The following is a 17218-nucleotide window of genomic DNA, read 5'->3' as shown; positions in this document are numbered from 1 at the left end:
GTCGCGCCGATGCTCCGGACCACCCGACATCCGCCTCGTCCCGAGGAGCTCCCCGTGTCACGTGCGTCCGGTCCCCGCCCTCCCACCATCACCCGCACCCGCCCGCCCGGGCCCGGGGGCGCCGCGCCCGTCGTGGAGCGCAGCGCCGACGTCGCGCTGTCCGCCGCGATCGGCGCCCACACCCGGGTCTGGCACCTCGCCCAGGTGCGCGAGCACGCCCGCGTCGGCGAGCGGTGCACGATCGGACGGGGCGCCTACGTCGGCCCCGGCGTCCGCATCGGCGACGGGTGCAAGGTGCAGAACCACGCGCTGGTCTACGAGCCCGCCGTGCTCGAGGACGGCGTCTTCGTCGGGCCGGCCGTGGTGCTCACCAACGACCTACGGCCGCGGGCGGTCATGCCCGACCTCCGACCCCAGACCGACGCCGACTGGGAGGCGGTCGGCGTCCGCCTCCGGCAGGGCGCCAGCGTCGGCGCGCGCGCCGTGTGCGTCGCTCCCGTCACGATCGGACGGTGGGCGATGGTGGCGGCCGGCGCGGTCGTCACCCGCGACGTACCGGACTTCGCGCTGGTCGCGGGCGTGCCCGCACGCCAGGTCGGCTGGGTGGGGCGGTCCGGCAGCAGGCTGGTCGAGGTCGCTCCGGGGCGGTACCGGTGTCCGGTGACCGGGGCGGAGCACGCGCTGGCCGACGGTCTCCTGCGCGAGCTCGGTCAGGGCGGGGACCGGCGATGACGACGACGCTCGTGCCCCCGGTCGCCCTCGCGCCGGCTCCGGCGCCGGCGCCCCAGGCGCCACCCGCCGCGGCGCCGGCGGCGGCGCGCGTCTCCGGGCCCGGTCGCCGTCGCGTGCGTCCCGGACCCGTCACGGTGGACGTCGCCACCGCGGTGGCGGCGGTGCTCGTCGTCGTGGTCGCCGACGGTCCGGTGCGGGCCGCCGTGGTGGCGGCCGCGTGCTGGCCGGTGCTCGGCTCCGTCTCGCGGTGGCGGCACGGGGGCGACACGGTCGAGGCGGCCGCCCCCGGTGCCGCGGTGGCGACCGCCGGGCGGGCGGGGACGGCGCTGGCCTTCGTCCTGCTGCTCGTCGACGTGTTCCTCGACCTCGGGCCGCACCCCCGGCACCTGCTCGTGCTCGCCGCGCTGCTGGCCGTGCTCGGCGCGCTGGCCGGGACGACGGCCGCACGGGTGGCACGGCGCCACCCCGGCCCCCTCCTCGTCCTCGGACCGACCGACCAGGTCGTCGGGGCGGTCGCCGAGCTGGCGCGGCAGCCCGGCCGCTGGACCCCGGCCGCCGTGTGCCTCCTGGGAGCCGTGGACCGCACGACGGTGGCCCGCGGGATCGAGGGTCTCGTCGTGGTGCCGAGCCTCGACGACGTCGGCGGTTGGCTGTCCACGGGCGGGCGGGGGGTCCTCGCCCTCCCCGGAGCCTGCCTCCACGCCGCCGAGCTGCGCGACCTCGGCCGCGTCGTCGGCGGCGCGGGGGCCCGTCTCTTCGTGGGGACCGGGCTGGTCGACCTGCCGCTGCGGCACCTGCGCAGCGAGGCCCTCGGCGGCCTGCGGGTGCTGCGGGTCGGGTCCAGCCGCCCCTCACCCGTCGCGCGGGCCGCCAAGGTCACGGTGGAGCGGGGGGCCGCCGTGCTGGGCCTGATCGTGCTGCTGCCGCTGCTGCTGGTGGTTGCGGCCGCCGTGCGGCGGGACTCCGCGGGCCCGGTGCTCTTCCGGCAGACGCGCGTGGGGCTCCACGGGGAGCCGTTCACGATGGTGAAGTTCCGCACGATGCACCACGGCGCCGAGGCCCGACGCGCGGCGCTGGAGGACGCGGTGCGCAGCTCCGGGTCGCAGCCGCGCGGGGTGCTGTTCAAGCTGACCGCCGACCCGCGGGTGACCCGGGTGGGACGGGCCCTCCGCCGCTGGTCGCTCGACGAGCTGCCCCAGCTCGTCAACGTCGCCCGCGGCGAGATGGCCCTCGTCGGTCCCCGGCCCGCGCTCCCGGCCGAGGTCGTGCAGTACCCCGTCGCGATGCGCCGCCGCCTCACCGTGCGTCCCGGGATCACCGGGCTCTGGCAGGTCTCCGGTCGCTCCGACCTGTCGTGGGAGGAGACGGTGCGGCTCGACCTCCACTACGCCGACCACTGGTCGCTCGACCTCGACCTCCGCATCCTCGTGCGGACCGTCGGCGCCGTCGTCAGCCACCGCGGGGCCTACTGAGGGTGGTCGGCAGGGGGTACCGGCGCCACGACCGCCCCGCCGCCCCTCACCCCTGGAGGACCCGTGCTCACCTCGTTGTGGGAGCTCCGCACCGCCTCGTCCGACCGCTCGTCCGCGGCCGATCTGCCCACCGACGCCGGCACCGTCGTGATCGGCGGCGGGCTGACGGGACTGACGACCGCGCTGCTCCTCGCCGAGCAGGGCGAGGACGTCCTCCTGCTGGAGGCGCGGCACCTCGGTGCCGGCACGACGGGCCGGAGCACCGCGAAGCTCAGCCTCCTGCAGGGCACCCAGTTCTCGCAGGTGTCCCGCAAGCACGGCGACGGCGTGCTGCGCCAGTACGCCGCGGCCCACCGCGACGCGCAGGCCTGGGCCGTCGACCTCGCGACCGCCGAGGGCGTGTCCCTGGAGCAGCGCGACGCCGTCACCTACGCCAACGGCGCCCCCGGGCTCCGCGCGCTGCAGCGGGAGGAGTCGGCGGTCCAGCGGGCTGGGCTGTCGGTACGTCGCGGCGACGCCCCCGAGCTTCCCTTCCCCGTCGCCGGAGCGTTGTGGATGGACGGCCAGTACCAGGTCGATCCGCTCGCGCTCGTCGCCGCGCTGGCCCGGCGGGCCCGGGCGGCCGGCGTGGAGGTCGTCGAGGGCGCTCGGGTGACGTCGGTCCGTGACAGGGTCCGTGACGGGAAGCCGGTGCGTCTGGAGGTCGAGCGCTCGGGCGCGGAGCCCACCACCGTGCGAGCCGGGCGCGTCGTGGTCGCGACGAACATGCCGATGCTCGACCGCGGCGGCTTCTTCGCGCGGATGAGCCCGCAACGCTCCTACAGCATCGCCTTCGAGCTGCCCGGTCGCGCGGCTGCGGACCTCCCCCGGGCCATGTACCTCGCAGCCGACCAACCGTCGCGGTCCCTGCGCGAGGCGTCGCTGCCGGGCGGTCCGCCCGTGCTCCTCGTCGGCGGCGCCGGCCACGCGACCGGACGCTCGCGTCCGACGAGCGAGCGGCTCGGCGACCTGCGCTCGTGGACCGCCGAGCACTTCCCCGGCGCGGTGGAGGTGACCGCCTGGTCCGCCCAGGACTACGCGCCCCACCACTCGCTGCCCTACGCCGGCCCGATCGTCCCGGGCAACCACCGGATCCTCGTCGCGGGCGGCTTCTCGAAGTGGGGAATGACGGGGGGCATCGCTGCCGCACTCGCCCTCGCGTCCGACCTCCGTGCGGACCCGCCGGAGTGGCGCGACGCGCTCCGCCCGTGGAGCCGCCACGAGCTCACCGGCCTGCCCTCGTCCGGGGTCATCAACGCCGAGGTGGCAGTGGCGATGGCCCTGGGGTGGGTGGCGCCCGGCGCCACCTCGGTCGACCGCGCGTCCGCCGAGCCGCAGCCCGACGTCGCGCGGCGCTCCCGCTTCTGCGGCCTGCGTCGCGGCAAGGGCGCCGAGGGGTCTGCCGTCTGCACCCACCTCGGCGGCGTGCTCACCTGGAACGACGCCGAGCGCAGCTGGGACTGCCCCCTGCACGGCTCCCGCTTCGACGAGCCGGGCGACGTGCTCGAGGGGCCGGCTGTCCGCGCCCTGCCCACCCCCTGACCGAACGCGTCGAGTTGTCATACGGCGCGGCAGGAGCGTCGAGCTTGGTCGAACCGTTTCACCAAAGTCGACGCCGGAATCGGTCATCCACAGATCACCATCCAGAGGTGGTGTTCGTATGTCTGTTCGACTAGAGTCAGGGGCATGGATCGGGGGACCCACACCACAGCGACCGCGTTGATCGACGCGGTCCGCGAGCGCACGGCTGCGGCTCGTGCGGCGGAGGCTGCTGCGTTCGTCGCCGTGGGTGACTGGGCGGCCGCGCACACCTCGGACGAGGTGGTGGGTGATCCGATCACGACGCTGGGTGAGTGGGACTCCGAGGCTCTGGCTGGGGATCAGTTCCTCGAGCTGGGTGGGCCGGGTGCGCCCGTGGTCGCGGAGTTCTGCATCAGCGAGATTGCCGCCGCCCGGGGGTGTTCGTTCGACGCCGCCCGTCGCCTGGTGGGCGATGCAGTCGAGCTGCGGTACCGGCTCCCCCGCGTGCACGCCCGTGTCGTCGCGGGTGAGGTAGACGTGTGGCGGGGCCGGCGGATCGCCCAAGCCACCCGGACGCTGACCTTCGAGGGGGCCGGGTTCGTCGACCGGCACGTCGCGTACGTCGCGGGCAAGGCCACCGGCCCCGAGGTCGACCGGCTTGTGGCGGAGGCCGCCGCCCGGTTCGACCCCGAGACCACCGAAGCCGAACGGCATGCGGCTGACGGCGACCGATACCTGGCGATCGACCTCGGCGACACGGCCTATACGGACCCGCTGACCGGGACCCTGCGCGGCACCGTGAACGTCCACGGCAGCCTGGACCTCGCCGACGCGCTCGACCTCGAACGGAGCATCGCGCACGTCGCCCACCAGTTGGGCGAGCTCGGCTGCGACCCGAACATCGACATCCGACGGTCCATGGCCCTCGGCGAGATCGCACGGCGCTGCGAGGGCGTCGCGACGTTGGAGTACGCCGCGCGTGATGCCTCCGAGGAAGAGGAGCCCCGGCCGGTTCGGCGCGCGCGGCGCGAGGTCGTGCTGTTCGTGCACCTCGACCAGGCCGCGATCACCGGAGTCACGACCGGGATAGGCCCCGGGATCGATGCCTACACCGGGATGACCGGGATCGACCTCGCCCGCCTCGACACCCCAGGCGCACCTCGCGGGGTCGTGACGGTCGAGCAGGTCCAGTCCTGGTGCGGCTTGCCCGACACTCGAGTGACGGTCAAGCCGGTCATCGACCTCACCGCCGACGTGGCGGTCGATGGCTACAGCCCGCCCGACCGGATCGCCGAGCACGTCCGGGCCCGGTGGCCCAGGTGCGTCTTCCCCTACTGCACCCGCTCATCACGGACCGCCGACCTCGACCACTGCGCCAGATACGACGAGAACGGCCCACCCGGCCAGACCTCCACCCGCAACCTGTTCCCGCTCTGCCGACGCCACCACCGCATGAAGACCCACCCGGAACGACGAACTGGACGACGGTGGGCCTACCGGCCCACCGACCCAGCGAAGAACGAACCACCCAACGCCGTCATCTGGACCAGCCCGCTCGGCCTGCGCTACCTCGTCGACCGCGACGGCACCCGACCCTGGTCGCCACCCGACGAACCGCTGGGCCCTGCGCCCTCCCTCGACGACGCCTGATCGCGGCAGCACGCGCCGCCCGTCCACACCCCCCGTGGCCGGGCGGCGCAGCATGTTCGCCCGGTGGTGCATCAACCATGCCGCTCGCTGCCACCGACGGCACGCCTCGAGCTGTGCACCTGGCGCACCCCAGCTCGACCCGAGCCACCCCGACCGCACAGTTCTCGACCGGCCGGGCAGACGGCCTAGAGCGGGCGCCGCCCGACGCCCGTGAGCTCCGTCTCCCGCGCGAGCGGCGGGACCACGCGAAGGTGTCGACGAGCCGGGCGCGCCACGAGCGGCAGCCGCTCGGCCTGATCGCCCAACAGCTCGCGGACGGCGGAGAGGACGCGCTCGGCCGTGCAGCCGGCCGGCGCGTCGAGGCGCACCGAGATGCCCTGTGCAGCCGCGGCGACCACGGAGGCCTCGAGCACGCGCGTGGCAGCCGCAGACAGGAGCTCGACGTCGCGGAGGTCGACGACGACCTGGCGCGGTCCCTGGACGCCGGTGGCCCGGGCGGCCATGAGGACGGCATCGTCGAGGCCGCGGAGGGTGACGCCGTCGAGCACCCCGCCGAGGCTGACGACGCCGGCGGTGACGTCGACGTCGACGCGGAAGTGGGTGCGACGCGCGAGCTGGTGGGTGGGAACGTGGTGGGTGGGCACGGGTGCCTCCCGACAGGTGTCGCGCCGGAGCGCGGGGCAGCTCCCGCTTGCTGGAGAGCCATTGAACGGTCCGGATCGGCGGACCAACGTCCAGTACAACGTGCCGAGGTCCCGATGTCCATCCGACCGACGCGCCGCCGCACCCCACCGGGTGGCCCGGCCCAGGACGCAGACCGCACCCGGAACGCCAGCGACTCGGAGGTCGGGACGTCACGGCACGTCCTCCCGGCGCAGGCACCACCCCCGGTCGACCTCGTCGAGCCCGAGCCCGAGCCCGACGGGCCTGCCGCTCAGACCCGGGCGGACGTCGCGCCGACCGCCCGGGCGACGGCGTCCACGGCCGCCTGCGCGTTGCCCGCGGCCTCCGCCTCGTCCTCGGAGTCGTGCACGAACGCGGTCGCACCACGACGGATGCCGCAGTAGTCGAGGATGCCGCGCTCGACCTGGGTGGAGAACGACTCCGTGTAGCCGTGCCGCGCGAACGAGCCCGCCGCCGTGCCGGGGGTCGGCACGAGGTGGGCAGTGAGCCGCTGCAGCGACGGCACCACCCGACCCGTCTCGTCGAGGGAGAAGGCCCACGGCGCGACGAACACCCGGTCGACCCAGCCCTTGAGCAGGGCCGGCATCGACCACCAGTAGACCGGGAACACGAGCACGACGTGCTGCGCGGCGTCGAGCCGCTCCTGCTCGGCGAGCACGTCGCGCGGGTGGCCGTGACCCGTCAGGTAGGCCTGGCGGTCGGCCGCCGTGAACCGGGGGTCGAAGCCCTCCTGCGCGAGGTGCGCGACCGTGACCTCGCCCCCGCCGCCGCGAGCGAGCTCGTCACGGAGGCGTGTGGCCACGTGGTGCGTGAGGGACGTCGGGTCGGGGTGCGCGGTGACGACGAGCGTGGACACCCCCTCATCGTCCGGCAGGGATCAACCCGCCGTGCCCGCGACGTACGCGTCGATCTCGCCCAGCACCCGCGCCTTGGTGCCGTCGTCGGCGAACGACGCGCGCACCGCGACCCGCGCCAGGTCCGCCACGCCGGACTCGTCGAGCCCGAGGAGGTCGGCGGCGACGCCGTACTCGCGGTTGAGCGTCGTGGAGAACATCGGCGGGTCGTCGGAGTTGATGGTGACGGTGACCCCCGCGTCGCGGAACGCGCGCAGCGGGTGCTCCTCGAGCGAGGCGACGGCCCGGGTCGCGACGTTGGACGACGGACAGACCTCGAGCGGGATGCCGGTCTCCGCGAGGTGGGCGAGCAGCGCCGGGTCCTGCGCCGCGGACGTGCCGTGCCCGATGCGCTCCGCCCCGAGCAGGCGGAGCGCGTCCCACACCGTCTCCGGACCCGTCGTCTCGCCGGCGTGCGGCACGCTGCGGAGCCCCGCGGCGCGGGCGGCGGCGAAGTGGGGCGCGAACTGCGGCCGCGGCACACCGATCTCGGGGCCGCCGAGCCCGAAGCCGACGAGGCCCGCGGGCGCGTGGTCGAGCGCGAAGCCGAGCGTCGCCTCCGCCGCGGGCAGCCCCGACTCCCCCGGGATGTCGTAGATCCACCGCAGGACCAGCCCGAAGTCACGCTCCGCCGCGAGCCGCGCGTCCTCGAGCGCCTCCGTGTAGGCCTCGATCGGCATCCCCACGCCCTCGAGGTGGGGCTGCACGGAGGTGTACGGCGTGCACGTCAGCTCGGCGTACCGCAACGCCTGTCCCTCGGCCATCTCCCGCGCGACCTCGTAGGTCAGGTAGCGGATGTCCTCGGGCGTGCGGATCAGGGCGACGACCGCCAGGTAGACCTCGACGAAGTGCGCGAAGTCGCGGAACTCGAAGAAGCGGGCGAGCTCGTCCGCGTCGCTCGGCACGGTGCCGGGGTGGCGGGCGGCCAGCTCGGCCACGATCCGCGGGGACGCCGACCCGACGTGGTGGACGTGGAGCTCTGCCTTGGGCAGGCCGGCGATGAAGTCGTGCACAGGTCTCCTCCGGAAGGGTCAGGCGGGGGCAGGCGGGGGCGGCTCAGTCGCGGAGCAACGCGACGTCGCTGACCATCGTGATGTGCTCGTGCATGGCGCGCGCGGCGGCGTCCGCGTCGCCGGCGGCGATGGCGTCGGCGACCGCCCGGTGCCCGGCGAGCGAGTTGCGCGGTCGCTCGGGCTGGGAGAGCGACTCGATGCGCGACTCGCGGATCAGCTCACCGATCGTGTCCATCATGTCGGCGAGCAGGCGCGAGTGGGCGGCGCGCGTCACGGCCCCGTGGAAGAGCTCGTCGCCCTCCACGCCCCGGCCGCCGGCGTCGATGTCCGCCGCCATCGCGTCGAGGGCCGCCTGGATCGCCGCGAGGTCCTCGTCCGTACGGCGCTCCGCCGCCAACCGCGCGATCTTGGTCTCCAGCGCGTCGCGCGCGTCGATCACCTCGGGCAGGCGGTCGGCGTGGGCCCGGATGGCGGAGAGCACCGGGGCGGCCGCGGGCTGGGCGCCCGTGAGCACGGTCCCGTCGCCGTGGCGCACGGCGACCACGCCGACCACCTCGAGGGCCACGAGGGCCTGGCTGAGGGTCGCGCGGCTGACCCCGAGCTGCACGGCGAGCTCGCGCTCGGGGGGCAGCCGGTCGCCCGCACCGAGACCGGCCTGGGCGACCCAGCGGGTGATCTGCTCCGCCACCTGCTCGTAGAGCCGTGTGCGCGCGACGGGCGACGGCAGCGGGGAGTCGGGCGTGCTCACCGGATCAGCGTATTGACACACGGCTCGATCACCTATTGGCTAGGCCAATCAGCCACTAGCGCAGTGGGCCAACGCCAGACGAAGAGGTCGACGATGACGACTGCAGTCCAGGAACCCGCTCCTCGCGCCCGCCGGCTCGGCGCGCCGGAGCTCGTCGACGCCGTGCTCGACCCGGGCACGTTCGAGTCCTGGGACCGCGCCGTCGACACCGCCCACCTCGCGCCGGACTACCGCGGCCAGCTCGCGGCGGCCAGCGAGAAGTCGGGACTGGACGAGGCGGTGATCACGGGGCGCGGCGAGGTCGGCGGTCGTCCGGTGGCCGTCGTCGTCAACGACTTCCGCTTCCTCGCGGGCTCGATCGGCGCCGCGACCGCGGCGCGCATCGTCGCGGCCGTGCGCCGCGCGACCGACGAGGGGCTCCCCCTGCTCGCCAGCACGTCCTCGGGCGGCACACGGATGCAGGAGGGCACCCCCGCGTTCGTCGGCATGGTCGACATCACCCGTGCCGTCATGGCCCACCGCGCAGCGGGTCTCCCCTACCTGGCCTACCTCCGGCACCCCACCACCGGCGGCGTGCTCGCCTCGTGGGGCTCGCTGGCCCACGTGACGGTCGCCGAGCCGGGCGCCCTCGTGGGCTTCCTCGGTCCGAAGGTGTACGAGGCCCTCAACGGTCGTGCCTTCCCCCCGGGCGTGCAGACCGCGGAGAACCTCGCGGCCCACGGCATCATCGACGCCGTCGCCACCGCGGACGAGCTGCGCGGCCTCGTCGACCTGGCGCTCGGCGTCCTCCTCGACGAGGCGCGCCCGCCGCGCCTGCCGCGCCGGGCGCCGTTCGGCACCGTCGACGCGCCGGCGGTCCCGGCGCCCGTCCCCGCCTGGGAGTCCATCGAGCGCACCCGCTCGGCCCGCCGCCCCGGCGTGCGCGACCTGCTCCGCCACGCCGCCGAGGGCTCGGTGCGCCTCAAGGGCACGGAGCAGGGCGAGCGCGACGGCTCCATCCTCATCGCCCTGACCCGGCTCGACGGGCAGCCGTGCGTGCTGGTGGGCCAGGACCGGGCGCGCCAGACGCCGTCGACGCCCATGGGGCCGGGCGCCCTGCGCGAGGCGCGCCGCGCGATGCGGCTCGCCGAGGAGCTCCGCCTGCCGCTCGTCACCGTCATCGACACGCCGGGTGCCGAGCTGTCGCAGGAGGCCGAGGAGGGCTCGATCGCCGGCGAGATCGCGCGGTGCATCGCGACGATGACGACGATGACCGTGCCGACGATCTCCCTGCTCATGGGCCAGGGGTGCGGCGGCGGGGCGCTCGCGCTCCTGCCGGCGGACGTCGTCGTGGCCGCCGAGCACGCCTGGCTCTCGCCGCTGCCGCCCGAGGGCGCGAGCGTCATCGTCCACGGCACGCCCGACCGGGCGGCCGAGCTGGCCGCGCAGCAACGGGTGCGTGCTGCGGACCTGCTGGCCGACGGCATCGCTCACGTCGTCGTCCCTGAGCCGGCCGACGGCACGGACGTCGACCTCGTCGTCGCCCTGGCGGCCGAGTGCGCCCACCACCTCGACCGGCTCACCGCCGGCCACGGGGCCGCCGTCCTCGGCGGCGTGGGACGACGGGGGCTCCCCGCCACCTGGTGACGACCACGCACGCCGTACGGCGCGTGGCGAGGGCGACACGGCGCAGAGGAGCGCCGGGCAGCCGGGCCGTGGTGTGATCGCTCGGTGACGACGCGACGAGGTCGGCGCGGCGCCCGCGAACGGCTCCCGGCGCTGCTGCTGGGCGTCGCCCTGCTCGTGGTCGCCGGCGCGTGGACGCTGGCCGCCGGGGCCGCGAGCGACGACCGTCTCCAGGAGGCGCCGGTCGTGCTCGTCGGGCCCGACGTCGTCACGGCGGCGGTCGCCGCCGAGCTCGAGGCGCTGCCCGGCGCCGAGCTGGCCGTCGGCGGCACCGACGACCTGGACCGGGCGCGGACGCGCCTCGCGGACGGCGAGGTCGTGGCCGTGCTCGTCATCGACCTCGCCGGCACGCAGGACCGTCTGCTGCTCTCCGCCGACCACACCCCCGCCCGCGACCGGGCGCTCGTGGAGCAGGCGCGCGCGATCTCGACCGCCCGCGACCGCAGCGTCGTCGTGGAGCGGGGCGATCGGCTGCCCTCCGCGGTGCCGTCGTCCACCACGGCCTCCTTCCTCGCCGTCGCGGCCGGCTTCGCGCTCGTCGTCCTCGTCTCGATGGTGTGGGGGCCGGTGCCGCGCACGTTCCGCCGCGGTGTCGTCCGCGTCGCCGGGGTCGGGGCCCTCGGTGCCGGCGGTGGTCTCCTCGCCACCGTCCTCGCGAGCCCCCGCGCAGGAGCCGTCGTGCTGGCGGCGGTCGTGGCCAGTGGGCTGGTGACCCTGGCCTGCGAGGCGCTCGCCGGACTGCGCGGGCTCCTCGTCGCGGCCGGGCTGCTCCTCGTCGTACCGCTCCCCCTCGTGCTCGCCGGCGACGCCTGGCTCCTCGCGCAGCCCTGGCGCGCGGTGACGGCCTGGACGATCGTCGGGGCCGCGACAGACGCGCTCTCCCCCGCCGTGGCGACGACGACCGTCGCCTGGCGCTCGGGCGTCGTGCTCGCGGGTTCCGCCGCCCTGGCCCTCCTCGTCCTGGTCGCCACCCGGTTGGTGCTGCGGCGCCTCGAGCGCGACGGTCGGGAGCCCGGGACGCTGACCCCCGCGCCCTGGCGCCGCCAGATGGCGCTCCTCGCCGCCACCCTCGTCGCGTCCACCACCGCCGTCCTCGCGGTCGGTCTCCCCGGCACGCCGCCACCGGTGCCGCCCCGCGTGAACCTCGCCTCCACCACCGAGTGCGTGGGTCCCGGCGAGGTGACGGACATCGACGACCTCAACCGCATCGCCGACCTGCGGGCCACCGATGCCTTCCAGGGCGGCGACGTCGGCGCGAGCGCGACGCTGCAGGACGGGCGGACCGTGTGGATGTTCGGCGACACCCTGCGGGGGCCGGGCGCCAGCGGTGCCCGGTTCGTGCGCAACTCCATGCTCGTCGTCGCCCCCGACTGCCTGCAGGTGGTGCTGCCCCGCTCCGGGGACGCCGTCGTCCCCGACCGCGGCGGCGGCGTCGGCTACTGGCCCATGTCGGTGGTGGTGCTGGGCCAACCGGGCTACGACCTGGTGGAGGTGACCGCGCAGCGGGTCCGCACGACGGACCCCGACGACCCCTTCGGCTTCGAGAACGTCGGACCGGCCGTCGCGACCTTCGTCGTCCCGGTCGGCGGGACCCCCCAGCTCGTCGGCACGACCGACGTCGGTCCGGACGACGCCGACACGACGCGTCCCATGTGGGGCGCGGCCACGACGTCGGTCGACGGGTGGCTCTACCTCTACGGCACCGCCCGCCCCGCCGACCCGGCGCCCGGCACCGGCTTCTCCCTCCGCGTGGCCCGCACCCGCCCGGCCGACGTGACGGACCCCGCCGCCTGGACCTACTGGGACGGCGCCGCCTGGGGCCACGACCCCGGGGCGGCGGCCGAGCTCATCGGCTCGGACCCCGGCGTCTCGCAGACGCTGAGCGTCTTCGAGCGCGACGGCACCTGGTACGCCGTGTCCAAGCGCGGCGAGGTGCTCGGCAGCGACCTGGTGGTGTGGACGGCGCCCGCCCCCGGTGGCCCCTTCACCGCAGGCCCCCCGGTCGCCGAGCTGCCGTCGGACCCCGACGACGGGCTGCTGCGCTACATGCCGCTCGCCCACCCCGACCTCCTGCCGGAGGACGGCAGCGTCGTCGTGTCCTACAGCCAGAACAGCACCGACGTGGGCGCCGTGCTCGAGGACCCCCTGCTCTACCGGCCGCGCTTCATCCGCGTGCCGCTCCCCGCTCCGTCCGCGTCGTAGCCGCGAAGTGGCGGCTGCCCGGCACCAGCGCCGCCAGGGCCGGACCGACGAGGCAGGCCACCGCGCAGCCGAGCAGCACCGCCCGCATGCCCAGCACGTCGACTGCCGGCGCGACGAGCGCGAGCCCGAGCGGTGCGAGGCCGTAGGAGACCAGGAAGTCCAGCGAGGACACCCGGGAGAGGCGGTCCGGCGGCACCTCCCGCTGCAAGGCCGTGAACCACGGCACGTTGAACAGCTCGATGCCGATCCCCACGGCGACGTACGCCGCCACCACGACCGGCAGTCGCGGGTCCAGGGCCAGTGCGAGCGGCGCCACGGCGTAGGTGCCGAGGCCGCCGAGCGCCACCCACCCCGTCGACGGCGGGCGCCAGCGCGCGAGCAGGAGACCGCCCAGGAGCGCTCCCGTGGTGTACGACGTCGCGCCCGCCGCCAGCAGCACCCCGGACCCGGTCGCGTCGGCGCTGACCAGCGGCAGCGCGACGGCCGTCACCGAGTAGCCCGTCATGATCACGGTCGCGAGGGCACCGAGGCCACCGAGGAACCACGGGTGGCGCCGCGCCTCGCGCAGCCCCTCGACGAACTCGGCCCGGAACCCGGGGCGATCGGCCCGTCGCCCCGCGTCCGCCGGGCGAGGCTCGACACCACGGGCGCTGCGGCCGGTGGTGCGGGCCGGCGCGACAGCCGCCACGACCCACAGCACGCCCGTCGCGGCGACGAGCCACGCGGAGCCCGCGACCGCGGCACCCAGGCCCGCCACCGCGGGGCCGAGGAGCACCGAGGCGCGCACCGCCACCGTGATGGCGGCATTGGCGGCCTGGCGGTCGGGCTCGGCGACCGTCGCCGGCACGAGCGCCTGGAAGGCCGGGCGGCAGGCGCCCTGCCCGACACCGACCAGCAGCGCGGCCACCATCGTCGCGACGACCGAGCGTCCCAGCGCCGCTGCGAGGGCGAAGGAGCCGCCGGCGGCGACCGCGGAGGCCACCAGCACGACGACGCGCGGGGCATGGCGGTCGGCGAGCACACCCGCCGCGGGGAGCACCGCCAGGAAGCCGACGGTGCGGGCGGCGAGGGCCACCCCGAGGGCCGGCGCACCCAGCGACCCGTCGACGACCGCGAGCCCGAGCACGAAGGGCATCGCCCACGTCGCGAGGCCGGACGCCGACGTACCGGCCCAGAGCCGGAGGAACCCACGGTCCGTCAGGAGGGCGCGCCGGTCCACCGTCACGTCGTGGACCCTAGACGAGGACCCGACCTCCGGAGCGCCGGCGTCCGCGTGCTGCTAGCGTGCGCCTCGAGTCGAACGCATCCCTTGGATGCCAGGGAACTCCGGTGCAACTCCGGGACTGGCGCGCAGCGGTGAGGGCGACGACGGCACGACGAAGCCACTGGGGCAGCAACGCCCTGGGAAGGCCGTGCCGTCGGGTGAACCCGAGTCCGAAGACCTGTCGGCTCACGTGTTCACGACGGCCCCTCGCGACCAGGGCGCCAACACCGAGAGGCTCCGCCGTGCTCCCTCCCCGACCCACCGTCGCCCGCGCCCGTCACACCCGGCGGTGAGCCACGGCGAGAAGCCGCGGCGCAGCTCCGTACGTCGCCGGCTCGCGTTCTGGCCCCTCCTGCTGCTCCTGGTCCTCGCGACCCTGGGGAGCCTCGTGGCGTCCCTCGCGTTCGGCTCGGAGCGGATCCCGGTCGGCGAGGTCGTCGGCGCGGTCACCGACCGCTTCGCGGGTCGCGACCCCGGCCGGTGGGACGTCATCGTCTGGGAGCTGCGCATGCCGCGGGCCCTGCTCGCCGTGGTCGTCGGCGCCGGGCTGGCGGTGGCAGGCGTCGGGATGCAGACCCTCGTGCGCAACCCGCTCGCCGACCCGTTCCTGCTCGGCATCAGCTCGGGCGCCTCGGTCGGCGCGACCGCCGTCATCACGACAGGCGTCCTGGGCGGTCTCGGCATCTACGCCGTGTCGACCGGCGCACTGCTCGGGGCCGTCGGCTCGGCGCTGCTCGTGTGGCTCGTCGCCACGGCCCAGGGCGGCCTGACGCCGCTGCGGCTGGTGCTCTCCGGGGTCGTGCTCTCCTCCGGCCTCTCGGCCATCGCGTCGTTCCTCGTCTTCCTCAGCGGTGACCCGCGGGCGGCGAACTCGGTGATGTTCTGGATGCTCGGCAGCGTCGGCGGCGCGACCTGGGAGAAGCTCTGGATCCCGGCGGTGCTCGTCGCGGTCCTCAGCGCCGGCATGCTCGCGCTGCACCGCTGGATGGACGCCCTGGCGGCCGGGCCCGACACCGCGTCAGCCCTCGGCGTCAACGTCGCCGCGATGCGCACGACGCTCTTCGTCGGGCTGGCCGTGCTCGTCGGCGTGCTCGTCGCCGTCAGCGGCGGCATCGGCTTCGTCGGCCTCATCGTGCCCCACGCCGCCCGCCTCGTCGTCGGCGCGCGCCACCGCGTCGTCCTGCCGGTCGCCGCCCTCGGCGGCGGCCTGTTCCTGCTGTGGGTCGACGTCGTCGCCCGCCTCGCCGTGCGCCCGCAGGAGATCCCGCTCGGCGTCGTCACGGGCGTGGTCGGCGCGCCCCTCTTCCTGCTGCTCATGGGGCGCGGCCGCTACCGGTTCGGGGGCCAGCAGTGACCGGCACGACGAACGGCGACCGGCTCGCCGCACGGCTGCGCGGCGTGGGCGTGAGCCTCGGGGGCCGCCGCATCCTCGCGGACGTCGACCTCGACGTACCCCACGGGCAGCGGCTCGGGATCGTCGGCGTCAACGGGGCCGGCAAGTCCACCCTCCTGCGGGTCCTGGCCGGGGTGCTGCACCACGGCAGCGGCACGGCGGAGCTCGCCGGTCCGGACGGTCGGCTCGAGGACCTCCACGACGTGCGGGCTCGCGAGCGTGCCCGGCGCGTCGCCTACGTGCCGCAGGAGGAGGTCGTCGCCGCCGAGCTCCTCGTGGGCGAGATGGTGGCACTCGGGCGCGTGCCCCGCACCCGGCCCTGGGCCCGGGGCGGGCGCGATGAGCGGGACGTCGTGCTGGCGGCCCTCGACGCCGTCGGTCTCGCGGACCGGGTCGACAACCCGTGCGACCAGCTGTCCGGCGGCGAGCGGCGCCGCGCGGTCCTCGCCCGCGGACTGGCGCAGCAGTGCCCCGTCATGCTGCTCGACGAGCCCACCAACCACCTCGACGTCGCGTGGCAGCTGCGGCTGCTGGAGGTGCTCGCCGGACAGGCCGAGACCCTCGTCGCGACCATCCACGACCTCGACCTGGCCCTGCGGTACTTCGACGTGCTCGCCGTCGTCGGCTGGCCCGACGACGGGGATCCCAGCGGCGCCACCGGCCCCCGGGGTCCCGCCACCGTCGTCGCCGTCGGCCCGCCCGCCGACGTGCTGGCCGCCGGCCACGTCGACCGCCACTTCGGGGTCGGGTCCGTCCAGGTCCCGCACCCGCACCTCGACCAGCCCCACCTCCTCATCCACGCTCGAAGGGACCACCCATGACGACGACCCGACCCCTCGCCCTGCTGGCGACGCTCGCCCTCTCCGCCCCGACCCTCGCCGCGTGCGCCTCCGAGGGCAGCTCGGGTTCCGCCTCGGGCGCGGGCGCCATCACCGTGCAGAACTGCGGCGAGGACGTCACGGTCGACGGCCCGGTCACCGAGCTCTACGCGTACGACGGCGGCATCATCTCGATCGTGCTCGCCGCCGGCGCGCGCGACGAGCTGGTCGCCGTGACCGGGATGGCGCGCGACCAGGACCTGTTGGAGCTGGCCTACCCCGACGACCGGGTCGACGAGCTCACCGTCGTCGGCGACGAGTTCCCCACGCTGGAGAACGTCCTGGCCGTCGACCCGCAGATGATGTTCGCCGGCTACGGCTACGGCTTCAGCGAGGCCCGCAACCTCCTGCCCGAGATGCTCACCGAGCACGACATCACGCCCTACCTGCTCAGTGAGACCTGCCGGCAGGACGACGGCGCCCGCGGCACGATGGACGCCTGGACGGCGCTCACGACCGACCTCACCAACATCGGCGAGCTGACGGGCCACAGCGACACCGCCGCGGCGGTCGTCGACGACATCGAGGAACGCCGGGCCGCCCTCGAGGCGGCCCCGCGGGGCGACGAGCAGCCGACGGCGTTCCTCTTCGACTCCGGCACCGACGCCATCTTCACGTCGGGCTCGTTCGGCGGACCGCAGGCCATCTTCGACACCGCCGGCATCACCAACGCGACGGCCGAGGTGGACGACACCTGGACCGAGGTCGGCTGGGAGACGCTCGCGGCCTCCGACCCCGACGTCATCTTCTTCGTCGACTACCCGGGCCAGTCCTACGAGGACAAGGTCGCCGTGCTGCGGGCCAACCCGGCCTCGCGCGACCTGGACGCGGTGCGCGAGGAACGCTTCGTCAACCTGCCCTACGCCATGTGGGTCTCGGGGCCGATGAACATCGACGCCGCCGAGTGGGTGCGCTCGGCCATGGAGCACTTCGGGCTGGCGCCGGAGTCCGGCATCGAGCCCACGCTCGACATCACAGCGCTCGACGAGCTGCCGGGCAACGACTGGGTGCGCTGACGCGCCTCCCCGCCACGGTGAGAACAATCCCAACATCTGGGTAGTTAC

General features: G+C 75.4%; 14 protein-coding genes and 1 riboswitch. Of the genes, 9 read left to right on the top strand and 5 right to left on the bottom strand.

Features of this window, described 5'->3' with window-relative positions:
- The first annotated feature begins 87 nt into the window (after positions 1-87).
- The 4 genes from G3T38_RS03240 to G3T38_RS03225 all read left to right on the top strand — a co-directional run bounded on the left by G3T38_RS03240 (position 88) and on the right by G3T38_RS03225 (position 5414).
- On the top strand, positions 88-732 hold the full coding sequence (locus G3T38_RS03240) for an acyltransferase (protein WP_420846764.1): 645 nt from the start codon (positions 88-90) through the stop codon (positions 730-732).
- Positions 729-2204, top strand: a complete 1476-nt coding sequence (locus G3T38_RS03235; protein ID WP_163770587.1) for an exopolysaccharide biosynthesis polyprenyl glycosylphosphotransferase — start codon at positions 729-731, stop codon at positions 2202-2204. Before G3T38_RS03240 ends, G3T38_RS03235 begins: the two co-directional genes overlap by 4 nt.
- Positions 2205-2267: 63 nt before the next feature.
- On the top strand, positions 2268-3785 hold the full coding sequence (locus G3T38_RS03230; protein ID WP_163770586.1) for an FAD-dependent oxidoreductase: 1518 nt from the start codon (positions 2268-2270) through the stop codon (positions 3783-3785).
- Between the two features lie 144 nt (positions 3786-3929).
- Positions 3930-5414, top strand: coding sequence for an HNH endonuclease signature motif containing protein (locus G3T38_RS03225; protein ID WP_163770585.1), 1485 nt, complete (start codon positions 3930-3932; stop codon positions 5412-5414).
- A 185-nt stretch (positions 5415-5599) separates the two neighbouring features.
- Here the strand turns inward: G3T38_RS03225 and G3T38_RS03220 are convergent, their stop codons facing one another.
- The 4 genes from G3T38_RS03220 to G3T38_RS03205 form a co-directional block, all read right to left on the bottom strand.
- Positions 5600-6058 carry an STAS domain-containing protein gene (locus G3T38_RS03220; protein ID WP_163770584.1) on the bottom strand — a complete coding sequence of 153 codons (459 nt, stop codon included), beginning with the start codon at positions 6056-6058 and terminating at the stop codon, positions 5600-5602.
- 290 nt (positions 6059-6348) lie between these two features.
- Positions 6349-6954, bottom strand: coding sequence for an NAD(P)H-dependent oxidoreductase (locus G3T38_RS03215; RefSeq protein ID WP_163770583.1), 606 nt, complete (start codon positions 6952-6954; stop codon positions 6349-6351).
- 21 nt (positions 6955-6975) lie between these two features.
- A complete protein-coding gene (locus G3T38_RS03210; RefSeq protein ID WP_163770582.1) occupies positions 6976-8004 on the bottom strand; it encodes an adenosine deaminase in 1029 nt (342 codons plus the stop codon).
- A gap of 43 nt (positions 8005-8047) precedes the next feature.
- Complete coding sequence (locus G3T38_RS03205; RefSeq protein ID WP_163770581.1) at positions 8048-8752, bottom strand: FCD domain-containing protein; 705 nt, start codon at positions 8750-8752, stop codon at positions 8048-8050.
- Positions 8753-8845: 93 nt separating this feature from the next.
- Here G3T38_RS03205 and G3T38_RS03200 point away from each other — a divergent pair, with 93 nt between their 5' ends.
- Together G3T38_RS03200 and G3T38_RS03195 are read left to right on the top strand one after the other, a co-directional pair.
- A complete protein-coding gene (locus tag G3T38_RS03200; RefSeq protein WP_163770580.1) occupies positions 8846-10378 on the top strand; it encodes a carboxyl transferase domain-containing protein in 1533 nt (510 codons plus the stop codon).
- 84 nt (positions 10379-10462) lie between these two features.
- Positions 10463-12619 carry a DUF4185 domain-containing protein gene (locus G3T38_RS03195; protein WP_163770579.1) on the top strand — a complete coding sequence of 719 codons (2157 nt, stop codon included), beginning with the start codon at positions 10463-10465 and terminating at the stop codon, positions 12617-12619.
- Here G3T38_RS03195 and G3T38_RS03190 read toward each other — a convergent pair.
- Positions 12582-13844 carry an MFS transporter gene (locus G3T38_RS03190; RefSeq protein ID WP_338037429.1) on the bottom strand — a complete coding sequence of 421 codons (1263 nt, stop codon included), beginning with the start codon at positions 13842-13844 and terminating at the stop codon, positions 12582-12584. The genes G3T38_RS03195 and G3T38_RS03190 overlap by 38 nt on opposite strands.
- Before the next feature lie 55 nt (positions 13845-13899).
- Positions 13900-14083: riboswitch (cobalamin riboswitch) on the top strand.
- 89 nt (positions 14084-14172) lie between these two features.
- Here G3T38_RS03190 and G3T38_RS03185 point away from each other — a divergent pair.
- Genes G3T38_RS03185 through G3T38_RS03175 form a run of 3 tightly spaced genes read left to right on the top strand, consistent with a single transcriptional unit; the run spans position 14173 to position 17170 of the window.
- Positions 14173-15237 (top strand): iron chelate uptake ABC transporter family permease subunit, encoded by a 1065-nt coding sequence (locus G3T38_RS03185; protein WP_163770578.1) that lies wholly within the window; start codon positions 14173-14175, stop codon positions 15235-15237.
- Entirely contained in the window at positions 15234-16097 is an 864-nt protein-coding gene (locus tag G3T38_RS22055; protein WP_338037428.1) for an ABC transporter ATP-binding protein, read from the top strand. The genes G3T38_RS03185 and G3T38_RS22055 overlap by 4 nt, the downstream gene beginning before the upstream one ends.
- Complete coding sequence (locus G3T38_RS03175) at positions 16094-17170, top strand: ABC transporter substrate-binding protein (RefSeq protein WP_163770577.1); 1077 nt, start codon at positions 16094-16096, stop codon at positions 17168-17170. Before G3T38_RS22055 ends, G3T38_RS03175 begins: the two co-directional genes overlap by 4 nt.
- Positions 17171-17218: the final 48 nt, after the last annotated feature.

The sequence above is a fragment of the Nocardioides zeae genome (assembly GCF_010686755.1).
Classification (GTDB): Bacteria; Actinomycetota; Actinomycetes; order Propionibacteriales; family Nocardioidaceae; genus Nocardioides; species Nocardioides zeae.
This window is presented reverse-complemented; position numbering and strand designations above follow the sequence as displayed.

Excerpts from the sequence above, each read along its gene's own strand:
- G3T38_RS03235 (WP_163770587.1), top strand. The coding sequence starts at position 729 with ATGACGACGACGCTCGTGCCCCCGGTCGCCCTCGCGCCGGCTCCGGCG.
- G3T38_RS03225 (WP_163770585.1), top strand. The coding sequence starts at position 3,930 with ATGGATCGGGGGACCCACACCACAGCGACCGCGTTGATCGACGCGGTC.
- G3T38_RS03200 (WP_163770580.1), top strand. The coding sequence starts at position 8,846 with ATGACGACTGCAGTCCAGGAACCCGCTCCTCGCGCCCGCCGGCTCGGC.
- G3T38_RS03175 (WP_163770577.1), top strand. The coding sequence starts at position 16,094 with ATGACGACGACCCGACCCCTCGCCCTGCTGGCGACGCTCGCCCTCTCC.